This window comes from Nocardia gamkensis NBRC 108242, from assembly GCF_001612985.1.
In the GTDB taxonomy this organism is placed as follows: Bacteria; Actinomycetota; Actinomycetes; order Mycobacteriales; family Mycobacteriaceae; genus Nocardia; species Nocardia gamkensis.
On the sequence record NZ_BDBM01000005.1, the window covers coordinates 216739 to 235698 of the forward strand.

Sequence of the window (18960 nt, forward strand, 5' to 3'; positions counted from 1 at the left end):
TCCACCGGGGCGTCATCGGGGGGATTCGGTATCAATACTGGAACATGTTTCAGTCCATATGCAATGATCGGGGAAACCCGATCCGACGAAGACTCGTCCTACCCACCCGCCGACTCCGTTAGCTCCGTCGGCCGACCATCCCCCAAGAGGTTTTGCCATGCGCATTGCGTACACGCCGCAACAGGAGCAGCTGCGCGCGGAGTTGCGCGACTACTTCGCGCGACTCATCACCCCTGAGCGCAGGGAGGCCCTGAGCGCGCAGACCGGCGAGTACGGGCAGGGCAATGTGTACCGCGAGGTGGTGCAGCAGATGGGCCACGACGGCTGGCTGGCGCTGGGCTGGCCCGAGGAATACGGCGGCCAAGACCGCCCCACCATGGACCAGCTGATCTTCACCGACGAGGCGGCGATCGCGGGCGCGCCGGTGCCGTTCCTGACCATCAACTCCGTCGCGCCCACGATCATGCACTACGGCAGTGCGGAACAGAAGAAGTTCTTCCTGCCCAAGATCGCGGCCGGTGAACTGCACTTCTCCATCGGCTACTCCGAACCGGGCGCGGGCACCGACCTGGCCGGCCTGCGCACCACCGCGGTGCGCGACGGCGACGACTACGTGATCAACGGCCAGAAGATGTGGACCAGCCTGATCGCCTACGCCGACTACGTCTGGCTGGCCGTGCGCACCGATCCGACCGCCAAGAAGCACAAGGGCATCAGCATGCTCATCGTGCCGACCACCGCCGAGGGCTTCTCCTGGACGCCGGTGCACACCATGGCGGGGCCGGACACCAGCGCCACCTACTACCAGGACGTTCGCGTGCCCGCGAGCGCGCTGGTGGGCCAGGAGAACGGCGGCTGGGCGCTGATCACCAACCAGCTCAACCACGAGCGCGTCGCGCTCACCTCGGCCGCGCCGCTGGCGCTGGCGCTACGCCAGACCGTCGAATGGGCGCGCGAGACCAAGGCGAGCGACGGCTCCCGCGTGATCGACCGCGAATGGGTGCAGCTCATCCTGGCCAAGGTGCACGCCAAGGTGGAATACCTCAAGCTGCTGAACTGGGAGATCGCCAGCCGGGCCGACGCGGGCGGCGACGCGGCTCCGCGCCCGTGGGACGCCTCCGCCTGCAAGGTGTACGGCACCGAGCTGGCCACCGAGGCCTACCGGTCGCTCATGGAGGTGCTCGGCCCGCAGGCCTACCTGCGCCAGGACTCCCCCGGCGCGCAATTGCGCGGCCGCCTGGAGCGGATGCACCGCGCCGCGCTCATCCTCACCTTCGGCGGCGGCACCAACGAGGTGCAGCGCGACATCATCGCCATGACCGCCCTGAAGCAGCCTGCCGCCGCGCGCTGACGAAAGCTGAGAGACCACCATGGATTTCACCCCCACCGAAGCCCAACTCGATCTCGGCCGGCTGACCGGCGAGGTGTGCGGGAAATTGGTCACCGCGGACCGGTTGCGCGAACTCGATACCGCCGAAGAGCGATTCGACCGGCCGCTGTGGAGTTCGCTGGCCGAGACCGGCGTGCTCGCGGCGGCGCTGCCCGAATCGGTCGGCGGCAGCGACCTCGGCTCGCTCGAGCAGACCGCCGTCCTGCGCGAGCTGGGCAAGCACCTCGCGGCCGTGCCGTACCTGTGGTCGATCGCGCTCGGCGCGGGTGCGCTGGCACGGTTCGGCGATGCGGCGCAACAGGACCTGGCCACGCGGGCGGGCGCGGGCAGCGTCATCCTTACGGTGGCGCTCGCCGAAGAGCGGAACTGGGAACCCGCCGCGCCGACCACGAGCGCGGTCGAGACCGGCGACGGCTGGCGGCTGACCGGCGCCAAGACCACCGTGCCCTTCGCGAACCGGGCCGAGCGGATCCTGGTGCCCGCCACGGTCTCCGGAACCACCGCGGTGTTCCTGGTCGATCCCGCGGCGGCGACGGTGACCGCGCAACAGGTGGTCGACCGCAGCCCGGAGTTCGCGGTCGAGCTCACCGACGCGCCCGCCGAACTGATCGGCGCCGTGGCCGACGGGGCGGAGATCCTGGACTGGATCCTCACCCGTGCCTGGCTCGGCCTGAGCGCCCTACAGCTCGGCACCCTGGAACGGGCGCTCGAGCTGGTCGCCGAGTACGCCAGGGAGCGGGAGCAGTTCGGCAAGGCGGTCGGCAGCTTCCAGGCCGTCGCCCAGCGGCTCGCCGACGCCTACATCGACGTGCAGGGCCTGCGCCTGGCGGTCACCCAGGCGGCGTGGTTGCTGTCGGAGGACCTGCCCGCCGCCGAGGCGGTGCACACCGCCAAGTTCTGGGCCGCCGACGCGGGCCACCGCGTCGCCCACACCGTGGTCCACGTGCACGGCGGCGTCGGCATCGACCGCGACCACATCGCGCACAACTACTTCACCGCCGCCAAACACAACGAATTCGCCCTCGGCGCGAGCACCGACCACCTGCGCGCCCTCGGCACGCTGCTGGCCGACTGAGCGGGGAGCTCGAGTCGGCCCGCTGCCCCGCGCGGGCCGACGCCTCCGCGCGTTCGACGTATTACCGGCTGCGTGTCGGTAATACGATTACGAACACGTCCAGGAGGATTTTGAGATGGCACCGAACAACAAGCGACAGAAGCCAACTCCCACTCGCCGCGCACAACATGGGTTCGCGAGGACGACCGCATGGAGAGCATAGAAGTCGACGGGACATCACGAGTCCTGTCCGCCGACGACGCTTCGATTCGAGGCCAACGCCTCGTCCAGCGCCTGCACGGCACCGCTGGCAGCGGGGATGTCGCAGGCATGAGCACTGACCAGATCATGGACTTGCTGCGCGGCGAGTAGCCCGAGGCTCAGGTTCGTCAGCCCTCGAATCTCGCAAGATGCTTGGCAATCTCCGGCAGATCGAGTGCACCCTGGCATACGTCCAATACGAACCGCTCAGCTTCATCGACGTCGAAGTGCGGATCCAAGCGATGACCGTTGATGTAGAGGAAGACCCAGCTCGCATACCAGGCCAATCGCTTGTTGCCATCGACCAAACCGTGGTTGCGGGCAATCGACTCCATCAATGCGGCGGCCTTCTGCCACACATCGGGGTACGCATCCTGTCCGAACACACTGGACTGCGGTCGGGCCAGAGCAGAATCGAGCAACCCGTAGTCACGCACCGCTGGAGTGCCCAAGCGTTCCGCGAGACGCAGCAGCGCCGGGAGCGTCAGGTACTCCATCAGGCCAGCCTCCGATTCAGCTCCTCACTGACACGCAAAACGTGATCGGCGGCCTCGTTGAACAGTCTGGAATGCTCGTTGATCGCCTGGATCACTGCATCGTGGACGAATTGCTGCATACTGCGGCCCTCCGCCTCAGCGCGTTCGCGCAAGGCGCCGAGTTCCTCGTCGGTAAATCGAACGTTCAAGCCAGCCATAGAACAATAGTACCGCGTGGTACCACTTGATACCGCCGTATTCTCAGTCCACCGGAGTGGACGTCAGGTAGCGCTGGAGGGTCGGTGCCACCTCCGCGATGATCTGGGCGCGGGTCAGGGCGACGACCGGGGGTAGGCACAGGACGTAGCGGCACAGGGCGAGGCCCAGCATCTGGGTGACGATCAGGCCTCCCCTGCGTGGGGCGTCCGCGGGATCGCCGAAGCGCAGGACGGCGGGGAGGATCTGCTGGGCGAAGATGGCGCGGACGCGTTCGGCGACCGCTTCGTCGGTGATCGATGAGCGCAGCAGCGTCAGCAGTACTTCCCTGTTCGGCTGCTCCTCCCAGATCTCGAAGAAGCGGCGCACCAGCAGTTCACCGAGGTGATCGGGGTCTGAGGAGGCGAGGTCGGGCAAGTCGAGCCGGACGTCGACCGCGGCCGCGAAGAGGCCGTCTTTGCTGCCGAAGTACCGCATGACCATCGATGGGTCGATATCCGCGTCGGCGGCGATGGCGCGAATGGTCGCCTTGCGGAATCCTTCGGCGGCGAACCGTGCGCGGGCCGCGTCCAGGATCGCCGCACGCGTCGCGTCCGAGCGGCGAGTGGGGGCTTGGTCAGGCTCTACGGTCATGCCAACAAGTGTAGGCCAACAACTGTTGACTTCCTAGCCCGAGTGAGGCTACGGTTGTGCCAACAAACGTTGGCCTACAAACGTTGACATGAGGAGTTCCGATGAACGCCACACCGAACCCGCTGCCCGCCACCGCTTCCGTCGTGATCGTCGGCGCAGGACCCGCCGGGCTGACCGCCGCGATCACGCTGGCCGACGCGGGTGTGGATTTCGTCCTGCTCGACCGGCAGAGCGAAGGCGCGAACACCTCCCGCGCGGCGGTCGTGCACGCCAGGACGCTCGAGGTACTCGAGGAACTCGGCATCGCCGACGAGTTGGTCGCGACGGGCGACATCGTCGCGCGCTTCACCGTCCACGACGGCGGCAAGACCTTGGCCACCATCGACTTCGACGGTCTCCCGACGCGCTACCCGTACACCCTGATGACGCCGCAGGACACCACCGAGGCGGTGCTGCTGAAGCGGCTGCGGAAGGCGGGCGGTGACGTGCGGCGGCCATACCAGGTCAGCCGGGTCGCCCAGGATGGCGACGGCGTCACGGTCGAATACACCGACGCCACGGGCGCCGCCGGCAGCATCCGCGCCGACTACGTCGTCGGCACCGACGGCATGCACAGCGTCGTCCGTGAGCAAGCGGGCATCGAATTCACCGGCGCGTCGTACCCGGAGTCCTTCGTCCTCGCCGATGTGCGGATGGACTGGCCGATCGCGCGCGACGAGGTGGCCCTGCACCTTTCACCGGAGGGTGTCACCGTGGTCGCGCCGCTGCCCGACGAGGCCGAGCCGAACCGCTACCGCGTGGTCGCCACTCTGGAAACCGCGCCCGAGCACTCGACCGCGGAACAGATCCAGGCCCTCCTGGACGCCCGCGGACCCGGCGGCGCGGTGCGGGTTCGCGAGGTGCTGTGGAGCTCACGCTTCCGCGTACACCACCGGGTCGCCGACCACTACCGCAACGGCCGCATCCTGCTCGCGGGCGACGCCGCGCACGTGCACAGCCCGGCAGGCGGGCAGGGCATGAACACCGGCATCCAGGACGCCGCCACCCTCGGCCCGTTGCTGGCGCGAGTCCTCACGGGCGAGCCCGACACCCTGCTGGACGAGTACGAGACCACCCGCCGCCCCGTGGCCCTCGGCGTCGTCTCGTTCACCGACCGCATGACCAAGATGGCGACTCTGCGCCGCCGCCCCGCCCGCACCGCGCGCAACCTGATCCTCACCACCGTGTCCCGCATCCCCGCCTTCCGCCACCGCCTCGCCTACCAGCTGGCCGAACTCGCCAACCGTTGAGGTTCCGCGAGCCCCAGCGAGCCGAATCGGACAGCGTTCCGACAGGTGGCACAGGAATTCGTATTTGCCATCGGCTCCGGGACAACTGGCGCCGGTACCGGCATCCCCGGCAGACCGATCGGCGGCGCTGATATCCGGGCGGATGCCTTCATGGTCGGCCACCGTCCGAGGAAGGTTGGCCGACCACGAGGCCGGGGTTCTTACTTCGCGCTCGCCTCCGCGTGGTTGTCGGCGGGGCGGGACTGGGTTTGCTCCTTGGCCCAGCGGTAGTCGGGCTTGCCCGCCGGGGAGCGCTTGATCTCGTCGACGAACCACAGGCTGCGGGGCAGTTTGTAGGGCGCGATCTCCTGGGTGAGCATGGGGCGCAGCTCCTCCAGGGTGGGGCGGGACGCGCCGCGGCATTGCACGACCGCGACCACCCGCTGCCCCCAGCGCTCGTCCTCGATGCCCACCACCAGCGCGTCGAAGATCTCGGGATGCGTCTTGAGCGCGCCCTCGACCTCCTCGGGGTAGATCTTCTCGCCGCCGCTGTTGATGCTGACCGAACCGCGGCCGAGCATGGTGACCGTGCCGTCCTCCTCGACGCGCGCGTAGTCGCCGGGGATGGCGTAGCGGATCCCGTTGAACTCCTTGAAGGTCGCGGCGGTCTTCGCCTCGTCCTTGTAGTAGCCGAGCGGAATGTGGCCGCGGCGGGCGAGAATGCCGACCTCACCGGAGCCGGGCTGCACCGGATTGCCGTTCTCGTCGAGCACATCGGTGGAAGCGTCGATCTTCACCCGCGGCCCCCCGGTGTGCGTCGCGCCCTTGGCCACGATCGCGATACCGCCGAAACCGGTCTCCGAGGAGCCGATCGAATCGGAGATCATCCGGTTGGGCAGCAGCTCGAGGAACTGGTCCTTGAGCGAGGGCGAGAACAGCGCCGCGCTGCTGGCCATCACGTACAGGCTGGAAAGGTCGTAGGGCTGACCGGTCTCCGGGTTGCCTTCGATGAGCGCGTCGAGCATCGGGCGCGCCATCGCGTCACCGGTGATGAAGATCAGGTTGATCTTGTGCTTGTCGATCGCCCGCCACACACCGTGCCCGGAGAACTCCGGGATCATCACGGCTTTACCGCCGCCGAACAGGCTGTGGAACGTGGCCCACTGCGCGCCGCCGTGGATCATCGGCGGGATCGGGAACCGCACCATCGGCGGGCTGCCCGCGCCGACCTTCGCCAACTCCCACTCGTCCTGGACGTATTCGCCGGTGATGAAGTTGATGCCCGCGCCGAGCACGCGCCAGACGTCCTCCTGACGCCACATCACGCCTTTGGGCATGCCGGTGGTTCCGCCGGTGTAGACCATGTACAGGTCGTCCGGGGAACGCTCGCCGAAGTCGCGCTCGCCCGAGGACTGCGCGAGCACCGTCTCGTAATCCACCGAATCGGCTGCGGTGGCGATCGTGCCGGTCGTATCGTCGTCCACGACGACGACCGTGCGCAGTTGCGGGGTCTTCGGCCGGACCGCGGCGACCCTGTCGCTGTAGCGCCGCTCATGGATCAGCGCGACCATGTCCGAGTTGTCGAAGATGTACTGCAACTCGTTCTCGACATATCGGAAGTTCACGTTGATCATCACGGCCCGCGCCTTGAAGATCGCGACCATGGCCTCGACGGCCTCGATCGTGTTGCGTGAGTAGATACCCACCTTGTCGCCCGGCCGGACTCCCTGTTCTTGCAGGTAGTGAGCGAGTTTATTGGCCCGCTCCTCCAACTGGGCGTAGGTGACCTCGCGGCCGTCGTCGGCCAGCGCGACGCGGTCGGGCATCAGGTCGACGGCATGTTCGACAAGGTCCGCTATGTTGTAGCTCACAGGCTTAAAAATAGAACGTGTTACTGTTTCTGACAAGGCTCGAAGTCAGGAGAATCAGCGATGCCGCACTGTCTCGTCGAGAAGCGCGACCATGTCCTCATCGTCACCATGAACCGGCCCGAGGCGCGCAACGCGCTGTCGGGGGAGATGATGGCGATCATGAAAGACGCCTGGAATCAGGTGGACGAGGATCCGGAGATCCGGGTCGCGATCCTGACCGGCGCGGGCGGGGCGTTCTGCGCGGGCGCCGATCTCAAGGGCATGACCTCCGAGCACCCCGGCGACACCATCGAGGGCGGCGGCTGGAATCCGGCCAAGCTGGAAGCGCTGCTCAAGGGCCGCAGGCTGACCAAGCCGCTGATCGCGGCGGTCGAGGGCCCGGCCATCGCGGGCGGTACCGAGATTTTGCAGGGCACCGACATCCGGGTGGCCGGGGAGAGCGCGAAATTCGGTGTGTCCGAGGCACGGTGGGGCCTGTTCCCGCTGGGCGGCTCGGCGGTGCGGCTGGTCCGTCAGATCCCCTACACCGTGGCCGCGGAGATCCTGCTCACCGGCCGGCACCTCACCGCCGCCGAGGCCAAGGAGATCGGCCTGATCGGACACGTCGTCCCGGACGGCACCGCACTGGACAAGGCGCTGGAGATCGCGGGGCAGATCGCCGCCAACGGACCCCTCGCCGTGCAGGCCATCCTGCGCACCATCCGGGAGACGGAGGCCATGCCGGAGGAGGACGCCTTCGAGATCGACGCCGAGCTCGGCATGTCGGTGTTCCGCTCGGCGGACGCCAAAGAAGGGCCGCGGGCGTTCGCGGAGAAGCGCAAGCCCTCTTTCACCGGAAACTGAGAATCCCGGCGCAGCCCGACGCCCCCGATGCGCTCCCGCATCCGGGGGCGACCCCTCGCCGGGCTCAGCCGGCGCCCGGGTAGTCCATCCAGAACGGCTCCCACTGGTGGCCGTCCGGGTCGATGAAGGTGCGGCCGTGCATGCCGACCTGCGCCTCCTGCGCCCGCTTGTCCTCGTTCACCTCTTCGGTCGCGCCCGCCGCGACAGCGGCTTCGGTCAGGCTGTCGACCTCTTCGGCGCTACCGAGCGCGAGCGCGTACGCGGCGTTGATCGCCGTCTTGGTATCGGCCACCGGCCGCTTGCTGAAGGTGGTGAAGAAATCCTTGATGAGCAGCATCAGGCAGATGTTGTCGTCCACCACGATGCAGGCGGCGTTGTCGTCGGTGAACTCCTGGTTGACCTTCCACCCCAGCGCCTCGTAGAACGCCATCGACCGGTGTAGATCCGCGACCGGGAGATTGATGAAGATCATCTTGCTGCTCATGGCCTCTTCCTCTCGAGCAAGTCCGTTCGTGTCACTGGATAGGACGTGCCCCGGACGGCGAACTCATCGCGGAAGCGTCGGTGTCGCATCCCACACGCCGCGCGGGTTTAACGATCTTGATCAGCATCGCCCTAGAGTTCGCGGTCCTGTTCTGTGTCGGTGGCCTGTGGCATGGTGACACCCATGAACGACTCGCCCGGCTCTTCCGCCGGCCTCGCTCCCGAGGTGCTCGCCGCGTTCGAGACCCATCGCAGAGAGCTGTGCGCGTACGCCTACCGCATGCTCGGTTCCTCCTTCGAAGCGGAGGACGCGGTGCAGGAGACGCTGACCAGGGCCTGGAAGTCCTACGACTCGTTCGAGGGCCGCGCCAGCCTCCGCTCCTGGCTGTACAAGATCACCACGAACGTCTGCCTGGACATGCTCGACGGGCCGCAGCGCCGGGCCAGGCCGATGGACCTGTCCGGTCCGTCGCGGCCGGATTCGCCGCTGCCCGCACCGCAGCCGGACTACGTGTGGATCGAGCCCATCCCGAACGCGCTTGCCTTCGGCGCCGATCCGGCCGATCACGCCAGCGCGAAAGACACCCTGCGCCTGGCCTTCGTCGCGGCTTGCCAGCATCTGCCCGCCACCCAGCGCGCGATCCTGATCATGCGCGAGGTGTTGCGTTTCTCCGCCAACGAGACCGCCGAGGCGCTCACCATGTCGCCCGCGTCGGTCAACAGCGCGCTGCAACGGGCGCGCGCGACCATGTCCAAGGTCCAGCCCGCGGCCACCGACACCTTCGACGAGTCCGACGAAGATCAGCGCAGACTGGTGGACAACTTCGTCAAGGCGTTCGAGTCCTACGACATGGACACCCTCACCACCCTGTTGAAAGCGGATGTGGCGCTGTCCATGCCGCCGATCGAGCTGTGGATCTCGGGCCCGGAGAACGTCGCCGCGTTCATGCTCGGCCACGGAAGCGCTTGCCGCGATTCGCGACTGGTCCGCCTGGAGGGCGCCAACGGATTGCCCGCCTTCGGCCACTACAAGCCGGGCGACGAGCCGGGCGTGTGGGTGCCGTGGTCGATCACCGTGCTGGAACTCGACGGCGACACCATCGCCGGGTTGAACTTCTTCCTCGACACCGAGAAGCTGTTCCCGCTCTTCTGCCTCGCGCCCGAACTGCGGGAAAGCATCTGATTCGAACGGTCACGGTCGGGGCGTACGGGCGTCCAGCGCCTTGCGGATCAGCTCCCGTGCAGCGTCGCCGGTCACGGACTGACCGGCAAGCTCAGCGAACAACCTACCGTACAAAGCAATCTCGCGGGGTTGGGTCACGGTCAGCTCTGCTGCCACCGCTTCCACAAGCACTAGCCGCTCATCGAACATCACGAAGTTGGTTATCTGCATGGGCAACTCGGCCTCAGCCGGGACGATGCCTAGTAAGACCCTAGGTAAGCCGATCACGGCTAGCAGTCGGTCAAGCTGACCGATCATCACAGCATCTGTGCCAACCGTGGTGTGTAGAGCTTGCTCCGCTACCAGGATGTGAAACCGGTGATCGCCCTTGTACAGAAGTTGTTGCCGTTCGAGCCGTTTTGCTACGCCTTCGTCTAGATCATCTGGCACACGGTAGAAGTCGATGTACCGGCGCAGAACAGCGGCGGCGTACTCGGCAGTTTGGAGGATTCCAGGGATGATGTTCGGCTGAAAAATCCGCATGAGTTCGGATTCTTCGGAAAGCTTCACCACCTGGTTCTGTCGCCGCTTCGTGCCGGTGCCGAGCACTTTCCGCCACTCCAGGTAGGCAGCTTGCACGTTCCGCAGAGTAGCGATCAGGTCGGGTAACTGATCGTCATTGCCGGTATGACGACAGTAAGCCCTTAGATGCGCCTCCGTGGGGCTGCGGTCCCCAGTTTCGATCTTCGACACCACCGACTCATGCCAACCCGCGAGAGAGGCAAGCTGACGGCCGGACAGCCCGGCATCACGACGAAGCCCCCGGAGAGTTGCCCCGAGGGCTTGTCGCGCTTCATGAACGGAGTTGGTCACCGCTTGACATACTCCGCATAAGGGATAGCCAGCTTCCAGAGCCGCCCCCGTACCTCTTGGCAGTACGCCACGATTCCGGGGTCTGTGGTCACTGCCAGGCCGGTCGGCGCCCCAGCCGAATCGGTGAGGTTGTAGACAACTCTCTCGCCATCCATCAACCACCAGTCGTCTGGTGGCACCGTTCCCGCGATATTTCTCGGCACATAACGGATGTCGTCCCCAGCTTCCACGTTGTACCCGGTGACCGACAACAACCATCGCTGATAGTCCGACAGTGGTTCGGTGACCACCCGAACACGGGTCACCGATACGCCCCGGCTAGTGGTTTCCAGCATGAGGTCTTGCCACGGCGTCCGGGTGTACGGGGCTGGTTCGCCAGCGAGGAATGCACGTAGCCGGGTGTCCTCGTCGGCTACGTGGTACTCGTCCCGCACTTCGAGATGGAACGCATCCCGTTTCAGCTCACGGAACAGATTCGGCCACAGGTGCGGTTCATCGATGGGCCGCAGCAGCATTGCCGTAGAACGTCCTTCCTAGCTTCGGGACCTCGATAGCAGTTTCGTCCTCTGCCAAGGTCAACACGCCCAACACATCCGGCTCGGTGATCGGCCGACCCGATACGGTGAAGGTACCCCGGCCGGTGTCGGTCATAGTCGAGCCGATGAACGTATCCGGCTCAGCGAACCCGGTCAGAAGGTGCGGAATCTCCACCGTCCCCAGTTGGGTTGTTTCCCACCCTTGGACTATGTAACTGCCCTGGTCGGTGGCATACAGGCTTGGGCAACCTCCAGAGTCCGATCCGCCTTTACCGAGGAACCTTAGGTTCATCGCTCTAACTCCTGTCTAGCGACTTGGCACAGCTTGGCGTGTGCGTCACCAATTATTCCGCAGGCTGACGGCCTCTACAGCTGGCTGAACGATGTCTGCCAAGTTTTGCCAAGTTCCTAGACCTTGGCGGCAGCCGCTTCTAGCGTCTGAGCTGGCCCCCGTGACATGTGCCGCGATCCGGTCACGGGGTGCCTACCACTGGCCTACTAGAGGGGGTTGAAATGACCGCAGGCGGAGACCAACGACGCAGGCGCACAGAGCTTTACTCGTTCCCTGGTGGTGTGTTCGAACGGTGGGGTGACGCCGACGGCCCGGAGCCGGGGGTGTTTGTCGAGTTCCATCACCCCCGGCAGTCGTGTAACGACGCTCGGGCGTTCGGCCCTGGTGAACCGGAACGACTCGGTTCGGTGGACGAGGAGACGGAGCCCGCGTGATGGGGTTGTTCATAGCCTTCGCTGTCCCGCTGGTCGCGTTCTTCGCGGTGGTGTTCTGGCCTCAGCGGACCCCGAAACAGGGGCGGGAACGGATCGAACGCGAAGAGACGCGTCGTCAGCAAGGCGGTAGTTAGATGACCGGCGAGGGTCTTCCGGAACGCGAGCCCGGTACGGGGTTGGGTCTGTTTCTTCTCTCCGCGTTCGATGAGTGGGAACCTCCAACGCCCGATCTTCTGGAGCGAGTTGTGTCCGGCCTGACATCGAAATGGGGGGATAATCGTTGAAAGCCATTACCGGGCTGATCGCTGCGGCCGTGCTGATCGGCGTGAGTCCAGCGGCTACCGGCACGGCCCACGCCGCCCGCAGTTGCGATTTCGAGTTCACGCACTCGGTGCCAACAGTGCTACCGCCCCAGATCACGGGCGACGGTATTGCCGCGTGTGATGTCCCGCCGGACGAACACATAGTTGTCTTGGCGTTGCAGCACAAGGAGGGCGGTCGGTGGGAGGTTGTCTCTACCCGAACCGATTCGACCATCCCCCCACCGTTCCGGGGCGGTGGACACTCGTACGCGGTGTCTGCCGCGTGCTATGCCGGGAAGTGGCGTGTCAGCGTCGGTATACGCGGCAAGATTCAGGGGCACCAGTTCACCTACAACAACGCATCCGGCACGGTGGAGGTACCGGCCTCCAAGTGCTCTAACCGGTTCTGACCAGAGGAGCGGTATGTCTACCACGGAACCCCCGGGCGCACTGGACAAGGAAACTTCGGTGCGGCTGAGAGACCAGCTCCAACAGATCACAGAGGAAGCGGGCCGGTACCTCGGTCCGGAGCACCGGGCCATAGCCGCACTGATCCAAGCTGCACGGGAGTTGGCCCTAGCCACCTTCCCCAAGTCGGGGCAGTACGCCGACTACACGCCGGACGAGTGAGCCGGAGCGGAATCGAGACGACGGAGCCCCAGTGTCCGATCTGGGGGCACCGGTACACCACCACGCGAAATACTCGACTTCGGCGGTGACAGCCGCTACAGCGGCAGGACAGCCCCTTTTCGCGGGGACGCGAATGCGCCCTTCACGGTAATCGTGAAAGGACGGATTCGCTTTCGGCGTCGGCGCGGCCGGGTCACAGCCCCAGCGGCCCGGCTGCGCGGCGCGCCTACCGTCTGCCGGACGTGGGCCGGGCGCTGCCCGGCAGCCGTCCGTCCGGCGGCACCCCTCAGGACGCGGGGATGTACCGTTCACGCAGCTTGCGCTTGTAGAGCTTCCCGTTCGGGTCGCGCGGCAGTTCCGGCAGATAGTCGATCGACTTGGGCATCTTGTACTTCGCCAATTGCGTGGCGGCGAAGGCCAGCAGTTCCTCGGTGAGCGCGTCGCCGCCCTCCGCTCCGTCGGCCGGTTGCACGACCGCCTTCACCTCCTGGCCCCAATCCGGATGCGGCACACCGAAAACCGCCACGTCGACGACCTTCGGGTGGGTGATCAAGACGTTCTCGACCTCCGCCGGGTAGATGTTCACGCCGCCGGACAGGATGAGGTCCGAGCGCCGGTCGTGCAGGTAGAGGTAGCCGTCCTCGTCGAGGTGCCCGATATCCCCGACGGTGAACAGGTCACCTACGCGCGAGTCGTCGGTCTTGGCCTTGTCGTGGTGGTATTCGAAACTCGAAGCGCCCATCCGCATGTACACCAGGCCGGTCTCGCCGGCAGGAACCTCGGAGCCGTCTTCCTCGCTGAGCACCTTGATCACCGACCACGGCCACGCCTTGCCGACCGAGCCCGGCTTGCGCAGCCACTCGGTGCCGTTGATCACCGTGCCGCCGCCCTCGGTGGCCGCGTAGTACTCGGTGACCGTCGGACCCCACCACTCGAGCATCTGCCGCTTGGTCTCCTGCGGGCAGGGCGCCGCGCCGTGCACCATGCTGCGCAGCGAGGACACGTCGTACTTGGCGCGCACCTCCTCCGGCAGGGCCAGCAGGCGGTGGAACTGGGTGGGCACCATGTGGCTGTGCGTCACGCGGTGCTTGTCGATCAGCCGCAGCATGTCCTCGGCGTCCCAGCGATCCATCAGAACGAGCTTGTGGCCCAGCTGGATCGAGATGGTGGCGAAGTTCAGCACCGCCGTGTGGTATAGCGGCGAGCCGCAGATGTGCACGTGGTCGTCGTAGGGCGCGAGCTCGAACAGGCCGAAGAACGCGGTGGTGTGCGGCGGAACGACATCGGGGTCCGCGCCGGTGAGCGGCCGCCGTACTCCCTTGGGCCGCCCGGTGGTTCCGGAGGTGTAGAGCATGGGGGCGCCCGTGCTGCGGTCGGACGGACGCCCGGTATCCGCGGCGCCGAGCCAGGCCACCGACTTGAAACCCTCGATCTCACCCACCGCGAAGCGCGCCGTCGCGGGCAGCCCCGCCTCGTCGGCGGCGGCCCGGGCGGCGGCGGCGAAGCGATCGCTGGCGATGAACGCCTTCGCCTCGCTGTCGGCCAGGATGTAGGCGACCTCCGGACCGGTGAGATGCCAGTTCACCGCGACGATGTACAACCCGGACTGGTAGGCCGCGAAATACGCCGCGATCGCCTCCACGCAGTTGTGCACCATGCTCACCAGCACGTCACCGGTTTTCAGGCCGAGCCCACGCAGGCCGGTGGCGTAGCGATTGGCGAGCGTGGCCAATTCGCGATACGTCACCTCCCGGCCCCAGGGATCGACCATCGCGATCCGATCGGGCTCGGCTTCGGCGATGTTCCACAGACCGAGAATTTTCACTGACTCCTGCGCGGGGGGATGGTGAGGAGGCGGAGCCGACGGGGCGGGTGAGGCAGTCACCCCATTGAATCTAGAACGTGTTCTACTGTTCGACAAGGGGGGCAAGCCGATGCAATTGCGCGACATCGGGAACCGACACCAGCATCATGGTGACGCCCGCGGACTCCCAGACCCGCAGCTGCTTGCGGACATGCTCCTCGTCGCCGATGATCGCGGTGTCCAGAATCAGCTCGTCCGGCACCACCGCCGCCGCCTCGGCCTTCTTGCCGGACTGGAACAGCCGGCCGATCTCGTCGACCTCGCGCTCGTATCCCATCCGCCGGTACACCTGGGCGTGGAAGTTCAGCTCGGGCGCGCCCATGCCGCCGATGTAGAGCGCCATGATCCAGCGCATCCGCTCCAGCTCACTCGCCGGGTCGTCGGTGATCACCACCTGACAACTGGCGGCGATCTCGAAATCGTCCCGGCTACGCCGCGCCCCCGCCCGCGCGAAGCCCTCGTCGAGCCAGTCGTTGTACATTCCGGCCAGCCGTGGCGCGTAATAGATGGCCAGCCAGCCGTCGGCGATCTCCGCGGTGAGCGCGACGTTCTTCGGCCCCTCTGCACCCAGCCAGATCGGCAGATCCGCACGTAGCGGATGCACGATCGGCTTCAGCGGCTTACCGAGCCCCATCGAACCCGGCCCGGTGTAGGGCAGCGGGTAATGCGGGCCGTCGCTGGTGACCGGCCCCTGCCGGGCCAGCACCTGACGCACGATCCCGACATACTCGCGGGTGCGCTGCAATGGCTTGGCGAACGGCTGGCCGTACCAGCCTTCCACCACCTGCGGACCCGAGACGCCCAGGCCAAGGATCGCGCGGCCACCGCTGAGATGATCGAGGGTGAGCGCGTGCATGGCCGTCGCCGCGGGCGTGCGCGCCGACATCTGCACCACCGAAGTGCCGAGGCGCACCCGCCGCGTCGACGAGCCCCACCAGGTGAGCGGGCCGAAGGCGTCCGACCCCCACGACTCGGCGGCGAACACGGCGTCGAACCCGGCTTCCTCGGCCGCCGCCACCAACTCCCCCGCGTTCGCGGGCGGCTGGGCCATCCAGTACCCGAGTTGCAATCCGAACTTCACGCCGGACCCCTTTCCAGTCAACTGCTTGCCACCAGAGTTAGAACCTGTTCTACTCGATATCGTGACTCAGGGGAATACTGCATCCACGGCAATCGCTGGTGGTAGCGGCACGGCATTGAACACAGCGGCCGTGCCCGATGTACTCAGCGCGCCCCTACAGGTGCGTTTCGACTACACCCGCTCCGTCGGCTCCACCATCGGGACATTCTTGACCCGGTTGCGCGATCACAAGATCGTCGGCGCGCGCGGCTCGGACGGACGGGTGATCGTGCCACCGCCGGAATACGATCCGATCACCGCCGAACCGCTGACCGAATTCGTCGACGTCGCCGACACCGGCACCGTCGAATCCTGGACCTGGGTGCGTGAGCCGCTGCCCGGCCAGCCGTTCGACCGCCCCTTCGCCTGGGCGCTGATCCGATTGGACGGCGCGGACACGACGCTGCTGCACGCGGTCGACGTGGCCGGGCCCGAGGACATTCGGAAAGGCTTGCGGGTCACCGCCCGGTGGGCCGAGCAGACCGAGGGCAGCATTCGCGACATCGTCTGCTTCGAGCCGGGCGAGAAGCCCGCCGCGCCGGTGGCATCCGCCGGGGCCGATCCGGTCACCATGCTCGTCACGCCGGTCGATCTGTCCTACAAGCACACCGCCTCGCCCCAGGAGACCGTCTACCTGCGCGGACTCGCCGAAGGCAAGTTGATCGGCGCGCGCACCGACGCCGAAGGCAAGGTCTACTTCCCGCCGCGCGGCGCGAACCCGACCGACGGCAGGCCGACCGACGAGTACATCGAGTTGTCCGACCGCGGCACGGTAACCACCTTCTGCATCGTCAACGTGCCGTTCCTCGGGCAGCGGATCAAGCCGCCGTACGTCGCGGCCTACGTGCTGCTGGACGGCGCGGACATCCCGGTGCTGCACCTGGTGCTCGGCTGCGACGCGAGCGAGGTGCGCATGGGCATGCGGGTGGAGGCGGTGTGGAAGCCGCGCGAGGAGTGGGGCTACGGCCTGGAGAACGTGGACCACTTCCGTCCCACCGGCGAGCCGGACGCCGATTACGAGACCTACTCCCATCACCTCTGAGAGAGGCGCACGTTGACTGACAACGCCACCGACATCGCGGTCGTGGGTTTCGCCCACGCGCCGCACGTGCCGGAGACCTTCGGCACCACCAACGGTGTCGAGATGCTGGTGCCCTGCTTCCAGCAGCTCTACGACCGGCTCGGCATCACCAAGTCCGATATCGACTTCTGGTGCTCGGGCTCGTCCGATTACCTTGCCGGACGGGCCTTCTCGTTCATCTCCGCGATCGACGCCATCGGCGCGGTGCCGCCGATCAACGAATCGCACGTGGAGATGGACGCGGCTTGGGCGCTGTACGAGGCGTGGGTGAAACTGCGTTCGGGACAGGCGAAGACGGCGCTGGTGTACGGCTTCGGCAAGTCCTCCGCGGGCACGCTGCGCCAGGTGCTCACCATGCAGCTGGACCCGTACGTCGTCGCGCCGCTGTGGCCGGACGCATGGTCCATCGCGGGCCTGCAGGCGCGCGCCGGCCTCGACGCGGGACGCTGGACCGAACGGGACATGGCGGCCGTGGCCGCCGGGGCGTCCGGTGACGCCGACAGCCTGCTCGACCAGCCCTATGTCGCCGATCCGCTGCGCGCGCACGACATCGCGCCGATCACCGACGGCGCGGCCGCGATCGTGCTCGCCGTCGGCGACCGCGCTCGCGAACTGTGCGAGCGCCCGGCGTGGATCACCGGCATGGCGCATCGAATCGACACTCCCGTGCTCGGTGCGCGCGACCTCACCGTCTCGCCGTCGACGGCGGCCGCGGCCAAGGCGGTCACCGGCGGTGACGTCAGCGATTTCGACATCGCCGAGTTGCACGCGCCGTTCAGTCATCAGCAGCTGATCCTCGCCGAGGCGATCGGGCTGAAGAACGGCACGAAGGTGAATCCGTCCGGCGGCGCGCTCGCGGCCCACCCGATGTTCGCCGCGGGCCTGGAGCGCATCGGCTTCGCCGCCGAGGCGATCATCGCGGGCTCGGCGAATCGCGCGTTGGCCCATGCCACCAGCGGCCCCGCGCTTCAGCAGAACCTTGTGACCGTCTTGGAGACTCGATGACCTTGCCAACGGCGGTGCTCGGCACCGGACAAACCCATCACGTGACGAAACGGACCGACGTGTCCATGGCGGGGATGTGCCGCGAGGCCATCGATCGTGCGCTCGCCGACGCCGGTCTCACCATCGCCGATATCGACGCGGTCGTGGTCGGCAAGGCGCCGGACGGATTCGAGGGCGTCATGATGCCCGAGCTGTTCATGGCGGACGCGCTCGGCGCCACCGGAAAGCCGCTGCTGCGGGTGCACACCGCCGGTTCGGTGGGCGGCTCCACCGGCATCGTGGCGACCAATCTGGTGCAGGCGGGCGTGCACAAGCGCGTGCTCGCGGTGGCGTGGGAGAAGCAGTCGGAGTCGAACGCCATGTGGGCGTTGTCGATTCCGGTCCCGTTCACCATGCCGGTCGGCGCGGGGGCTGGCGGGTATTTCGCTCCGCACGTGCGCTCCTACATCCGGCGCTCCAACGCACCGGGCCATATCGGCGCCATGGTCGCGGCGAAGGATCGCCGCAACGGCGCCAAGAATCCGCTCGCGCACCTGAAGCAGCCCGACATCACCATGGAATCGGTGCTCGCCTCGCAGATGCTGTGGGATCCGATCCGCTTCGACGAGACCTGCCCCTCCTCCGACGGCGCGTGCGCGATCGTGCTCGGCGACGCGGAGGCCGCCGAAGCGGTCGAGGCCACCGGCCGCAAGGTCGCCTGGGTGCACGCCACCGCGATGCGCACCGAGCCGACCACCTTCGCCGGGCGCGACCAGGTCAATCCCCAGGCGGGCCGGGACGCGGCCGCCGCGCTGTGGGAGACGGCGGGTATCACCAATCCGCTCGAAGAGATCGACGTGGCCGAGATCTACGTCCCGTTCTCCTGGTTCGAGCCGATGTGGCTGGAGAACCTCGGCTTCGCGCCGCAGGGCGACGGGTGGAAGCTCACCGACAAGGGCGAGACCGAGATCGGCGGCGCTCTTCCGGTCAATCCGTCCGGCGGCGTGCTCTCGTCCAACCCGATCGGCGCCTCCGGACTGATCCGGTTCGCCGAGGCCGCCAAGCAGGTCATGCAGCGGGCCGGGGACTATCAGGTCGAGGGCGCGCGTAAAGCGCTCGGCCACGCCTACGGCGGCGGGTCGCAGTACTTCTCGATGTGGGTGGTCGGATCGGAGCGTCGGTGACGC

21 protein-coding genes are annotated in these 18960 nt (G+C 66.9%); 11 read left to right on the top strand and 10 right to left on the bottom strand.

Annotated elements, in window-relative coordinates; all coding sequences use genetic code 11:
* Positions 1-157: 157 nt before the first annotated feature.
* From NG1_RS05770 to NG1_RS36405, 3 genes are all read left to right on the top strand, one after another.
* The gene (locus NG1_RS05770) at positions 158-1351 is read left to right on the top strand and encodes an acyl-CoA dehydrogenase family protein (protein ID WP_062968687.1); all 1194 of its coding nucleotides are present in this window, start codon (positions 158-160) and stop codon (positions 1349-1351) included.
* A gap of 19 nt (positions 1352-1370) precedes the next feature.
* On the top strand, positions 1371-2465 hold the full coding sequence (locus tag NG1_RS05775; protein WP_062968689.1) for an acyl-CoA dehydrogenase family protein: 1095 nt from the start codon (positions 1371-1373) through the stop codon (positions 2463-2465).
* A 189-nt stretch (positions 2466-2654) separates the two neighbouring features.
* Entirely contained in the window at positions 2655-2816 is a 162-nt protein-coding gene (locus tag NG1_RS36405; protein ID WP_157113874.1) for a hypothetical protein, read from the top strand.
* Between the two features lie 17 nt (positions 2817-2833).
* On the opposite strand, the gene NG1_RS05780 is transcribed toward NG1_RS36405, so the two are convergent.
* From NG1_RS05780 to NG1_RS05790, 3 genes are read right to left on the bottom strand one after another with little or no spacing between them, the layout of a single operon-like run.
* Positions 2834-3202 (bottom strand): type II toxin-antitoxin system death-on-curing family toxin, encoded by a 369-nt coding sequence (locus NG1_RS05780; RefSeq protein ID WP_062968691.1) that lies wholly within the window; start codon positions 3200-3202, stop codon positions 2834-2836.
* On the bottom strand, positions 3202-3399 hold the full coding sequence (locus NG1_RS05785) for a hypothetical protein (RefSeq protein WP_062968693.1): 198 nt from the start codon (positions 3397-3399) through the stop codon (positions 3202-3204). Before NG1_RS05785 ends, NG1_RS05780 begins: the two co-directional genes overlap by 1 nt.
* A gap of 43 nt (positions 3400-3442) precedes the next feature.
* Positions 3443-4030 carry a TetR/AcrR family transcriptional regulator gene (locus NG1_RS05790; RefSeq protein ID WP_062968695.1) on the bottom strand — a complete coding sequence of 196 codons (588 nt, stop codon included), beginning with the start codon at positions 4028-4030 and terminating at the stop codon, positions 3443-3445.
* Positions 4031-4131: 101 nt separating this feature from the next.
* Here NG1_RS05790 and NG1_RS05795 point away from each other — a divergent pair, with 101 nt between their 5' ends.
* Positions 4132-5319, top strand: a complete 1188-nt coding sequence (locus NG1_RS05795) for an FAD-dependent monooxygenase (RefSeq protein WP_062968696.1) — start codon at positions 4132-4134, stop codon at positions 5317-5319.
* A 200-nt stretch (positions 5320-5519) separates the two neighbouring features.
* Here the strand turns inward: NG1_RS05795 and NG1_RS05800 are convergent, their stop codons facing one another.
* Positions 5520-7169 carry an acyl-CoA synthetase gene (locus tag NG1_RS05800; protein ID WP_062968698.1) on the bottom strand — a complete coding sequence of 550 codons (1650 nt, stop codon included), beginning with the start codon at positions 7167-7169 and terminating at the stop codon, positions 5520-5522.
* A 60-nt stretch (positions 7170-7229) separates the two neighbouring features.
* On the opposite strand from NG1_RS05800, the gene NG1_RS05805 reads away from it, so the two are divergent.
* Positions 7230-8012 carry a crotonase/enoyl-CoA hydratase family protein gene (locus NG1_RS05805; RefSeq protein ID WP_062968700.1) on the top strand — a complete coding sequence of 261 codons (783 nt, stop codon included), beginning with the start codon at positions 7230-7232 and terminating at the stop codon, positions 8010-8012.
* A gap of 64 nt (positions 8013-8076) precedes the next feature.
* On the opposite strand, the gene NG1_RS05810 is transcribed toward NG1_RS05805, so the two are convergent.
* Positions 8077-8496, bottom strand: a complete 420-nt coding sequence (locus NG1_RS05810; RefSeq protein ID WP_062968702.1) for a VOC family protein — start codon at positions 8494-8496, stop codon at positions 8077-8079.
* A gap of 183 nt (positions 8497-8679) precedes the next feature.
* Here NG1_RS05810 and NG1_RS05815 point away from each other — a divergent pair, with 183 nt between their 5' ends.
* Complete coding sequence (locus NG1_RS05815; protein WP_062968704.1) at positions 8680-9678, top strand: sigma-70 family RNA polymerase sigma factor; 999 nt, start codon at positions 8680-8682, stop codon at positions 9676-9678.
* 9 nt (positions 9679-9687) lie between these two features.
* Here NG1_RS05815 and NG1_RS05820 read toward each other — a convergent pair whose 3' ends face one another.
* From NG1_RS05820 to NG1_RS05830, 3 genes are read right to left on the bottom strand one after another with little or no spacing between them, the layout of a single operon-like run.
* Entirely contained in the window at positions 9688-10530 is an 843-nt protein-coding gene (locus tag NG1_RS05820; RefSeq protein WP_062968706.1) for a helix-turn-helix domain-containing protein, read from the bottom strand.
* Positions 10527-11045: a DUF6879 family protein gene (locus NG1_RS05825; RefSeq protein ID WP_062968708.1), complete on the bottom strand. Its 519-nt coding sequence runs from the start codon at positions 11043-11045 to the stop codon at positions 10527-10529. Before NG1_RS05825 ends, NG1_RS05820 begins: the two co-directional genes overlap by 4 nt.
* Positions 11023-11241 carry a hypothetical protein gene (locus tag NG1_RS05830; RefSeq protein ID WP_245659798.1) on the bottom strand — a complete coding sequence of 73 codons (219 nt, stop codon included), beginning with the start codon at positions 11239-11241 and terminating at the stop codon, positions 11023-11025. The genes NG1_RS05825 and NG1_RS05830 overlap by 23 nt, the downstream gene beginning before the upstream one ends.
* An 831-nt stretch (positions 11242-12072) precedes the next feature.
* Between NG1_RS05830 and NG1_RS05835 the strand changes: the two genes are divergently transcribed.
* Both NG1_RS05835 and NG1_RS05840 read left to right on the top strand, forming a co-directional pair.
* The gene (locus tag NG1_RS05835; protein ID WP_062968712.1) at positions 12073-12504 is read left to right on the top strand and encodes a hypothetical protein; all 432 of its coding nucleotides are present in this window, start codon (positions 12073-12075) and stop codon (positions 12502-12504) included.
* Between the two features lie 13 nt (positions 12505-12517).
* A complete protein-coding gene (locus tag NG1_RS05840) occupies positions 12518-12724 on the top strand; it encodes a hypothetical protein (protein ID WP_062968714.1) in 207 nt (68 codons plus the stop codon).
* A gap of 286 nt (positions 12725-13010) precedes the next feature.
* Here NG1_RS05840 and NG1_RS05845 read toward each other — a convergent pair whose 3' ends face one another.
* Together NG1_RS05845 and NG1_RS05850 are read right to left on the bottom strand one after the other, a co-directional pair.
* Positions 13011-14549 (bottom strand): acyl-CoA synthetase, encoded by a 1539-nt coding sequence (locus NG1_RS05845; RefSeq protein ID WP_062968716.1) that lies wholly within the window; start codon positions 14547-14549, stop codon positions 13011-13013.
* An 82-nt stretch (positions 14550-14631) separates the two neighbouring features.
* Positions 14632-15669 (bottom strand): LLM class F420-dependent oxidoreductase, encoded by a 1038-nt coding sequence (locus NG1_RS05850; RefSeq protein WP_062968718.1) that lies wholly within the window; start codon positions 15667-15669, stop codon positions 14632-14634.
* 130 nt (positions 15670-15799) lie between these two features.
* On the opposite strand from NG1_RS05850, the gene NG1_RS05855 reads away from it, so the two are divergent.
* Genes NG1_RS05855 through NG1_RS05865 form a run of 3 tightly spaced genes read left to right on the top strand, consistent with a single transcriptional unit; the run spans position 15800 to position 18957 of the window.
* Complete coding sequence (locus NG1_RS05855) at positions 15800-16750, top strand: Zn-ribbon domain-containing OB-fold protein (protein ID WP_245659799.1); 951 nt, start codon at positions 15800-15802, stop codon at positions 16748-16750.
* Between the two features lie 12 nt (positions 16751-16762).
* Positions 16763-17794: a thiolase family protein gene (locus NG1_RS05860; protein WP_062968722.1), complete on the top strand. Its 1032-nt coding sequence runs from the start codon at positions 16763-16765 to the stop codon at positions 17792-17794.
* Positions 17791-18957: a thiolase family protein gene (locus tag NG1_RS05865; RefSeq protein ID WP_062968724.1), complete on the top strand. Its 1167-nt coding sequence runs from the start codon at positions 17791-17793 to the stop codon at positions 18955-18957. The genes NG1_RS05860 and NG1_RS05865 overlap by 4 nt, the downstream gene beginning before the upstream one ends.
* Positions 18958-18960: the final 3 nt, after the last annotated feature.

Excerpts from the sequence above, each read along its gene's own strand:
- NG1_RS05770 (WP_062968687.1), top strand. The coding sequence starts at position 158 with ATGCGCATTGCGTACACGCCGCAACAGGAGCAGCTGCGCGCGGAGTTG.
- NG1_RS05775 (WP_062968689.1), top strand. The coding sequence starts at position 1,371 with ATGGATTTCACCCCCACCGAAGCCCAACTCGATCTCGGCCGGCTGACC.
- NG1_RS36405 (WP_157113874.1), top strand. The coding sequence starts at position 2,655 with ATGGAGAGCATAGAAGTCGACGGGACATCACGAGTCCTGTCCGCCGAC.
- NG1_RS05780 (WP_062968691.1), bottom strand. The coding sequence starts at position 3,202 with ATGGAGTACCTGACGCTCCCGGCGCTGCTGCGTCTCGCGGAACGCTTG.
- NG1_RS05785 (WP_062968693.1), bottom strand. The coding sequence starts at position 3,399 with ATGGCTGGCTTGAACGTTCGATTTACCGACGAGGAACTCGGCGCCTTG.
- NG1_RS05790 (WP_062968695.1), bottom strand. The coding sequence starts at position 4,030 with ATGACCGTAGAGCCTGACCAAGCCCCCACTCGCCGCTCGGACGCGACG.
- NG1_RS05795 (WP_062968696.1), top strand. The coding sequence starts at position 4,132 with ATGAACGCCACACCGAACCCGCTGCCCGCCACCGCTTCCGTCGTGATC.
- NG1_RS05805 (WP_062968700.1), top strand. The coding sequence starts at position 7,230 with ATGCCGCACTGTCTCGTCGAGAAGCGCGACCATGTCCTCATCGTCACC.
- NG1_RS05810 (WP_062968702.1), bottom strand. The coding sequence starts at position 8,496 with ATGAGCAGCAAGATGATCTTCATCAATCTCCCGGTCGCGGATCTACAC.
- NG1_RS05815 (WP_062968704.1), top strand. The coding sequence starts at position 8,680 with ATGAACGACTCGCCCGGCTCTTCCGCCGGCCTCGCTCCCGAGGTGCTC.
- NG1_RS05825 (WP_062968708.1), bottom strand. The coding sequence starts at position 11,045 with ATGCTGCTGCGGCCCATCGATGAACCGCACCTGTGGCCGAATCTGTTC.
- NG1_RS05840 (WP_062968714.1), top strand. The coding sequence starts at position 12,518 with ATGTCTACCACGGAACCCCCGGGCGCACTGGACAAGGAAACTTCGGTG.
- NG1_RS05865 (WP_062968724.1), top strand. The coding sequence starts at position 17,791 with ATGACCTTGCCAACGGCGGTGCTCGGCACCGGACAAACCCATCACGTG.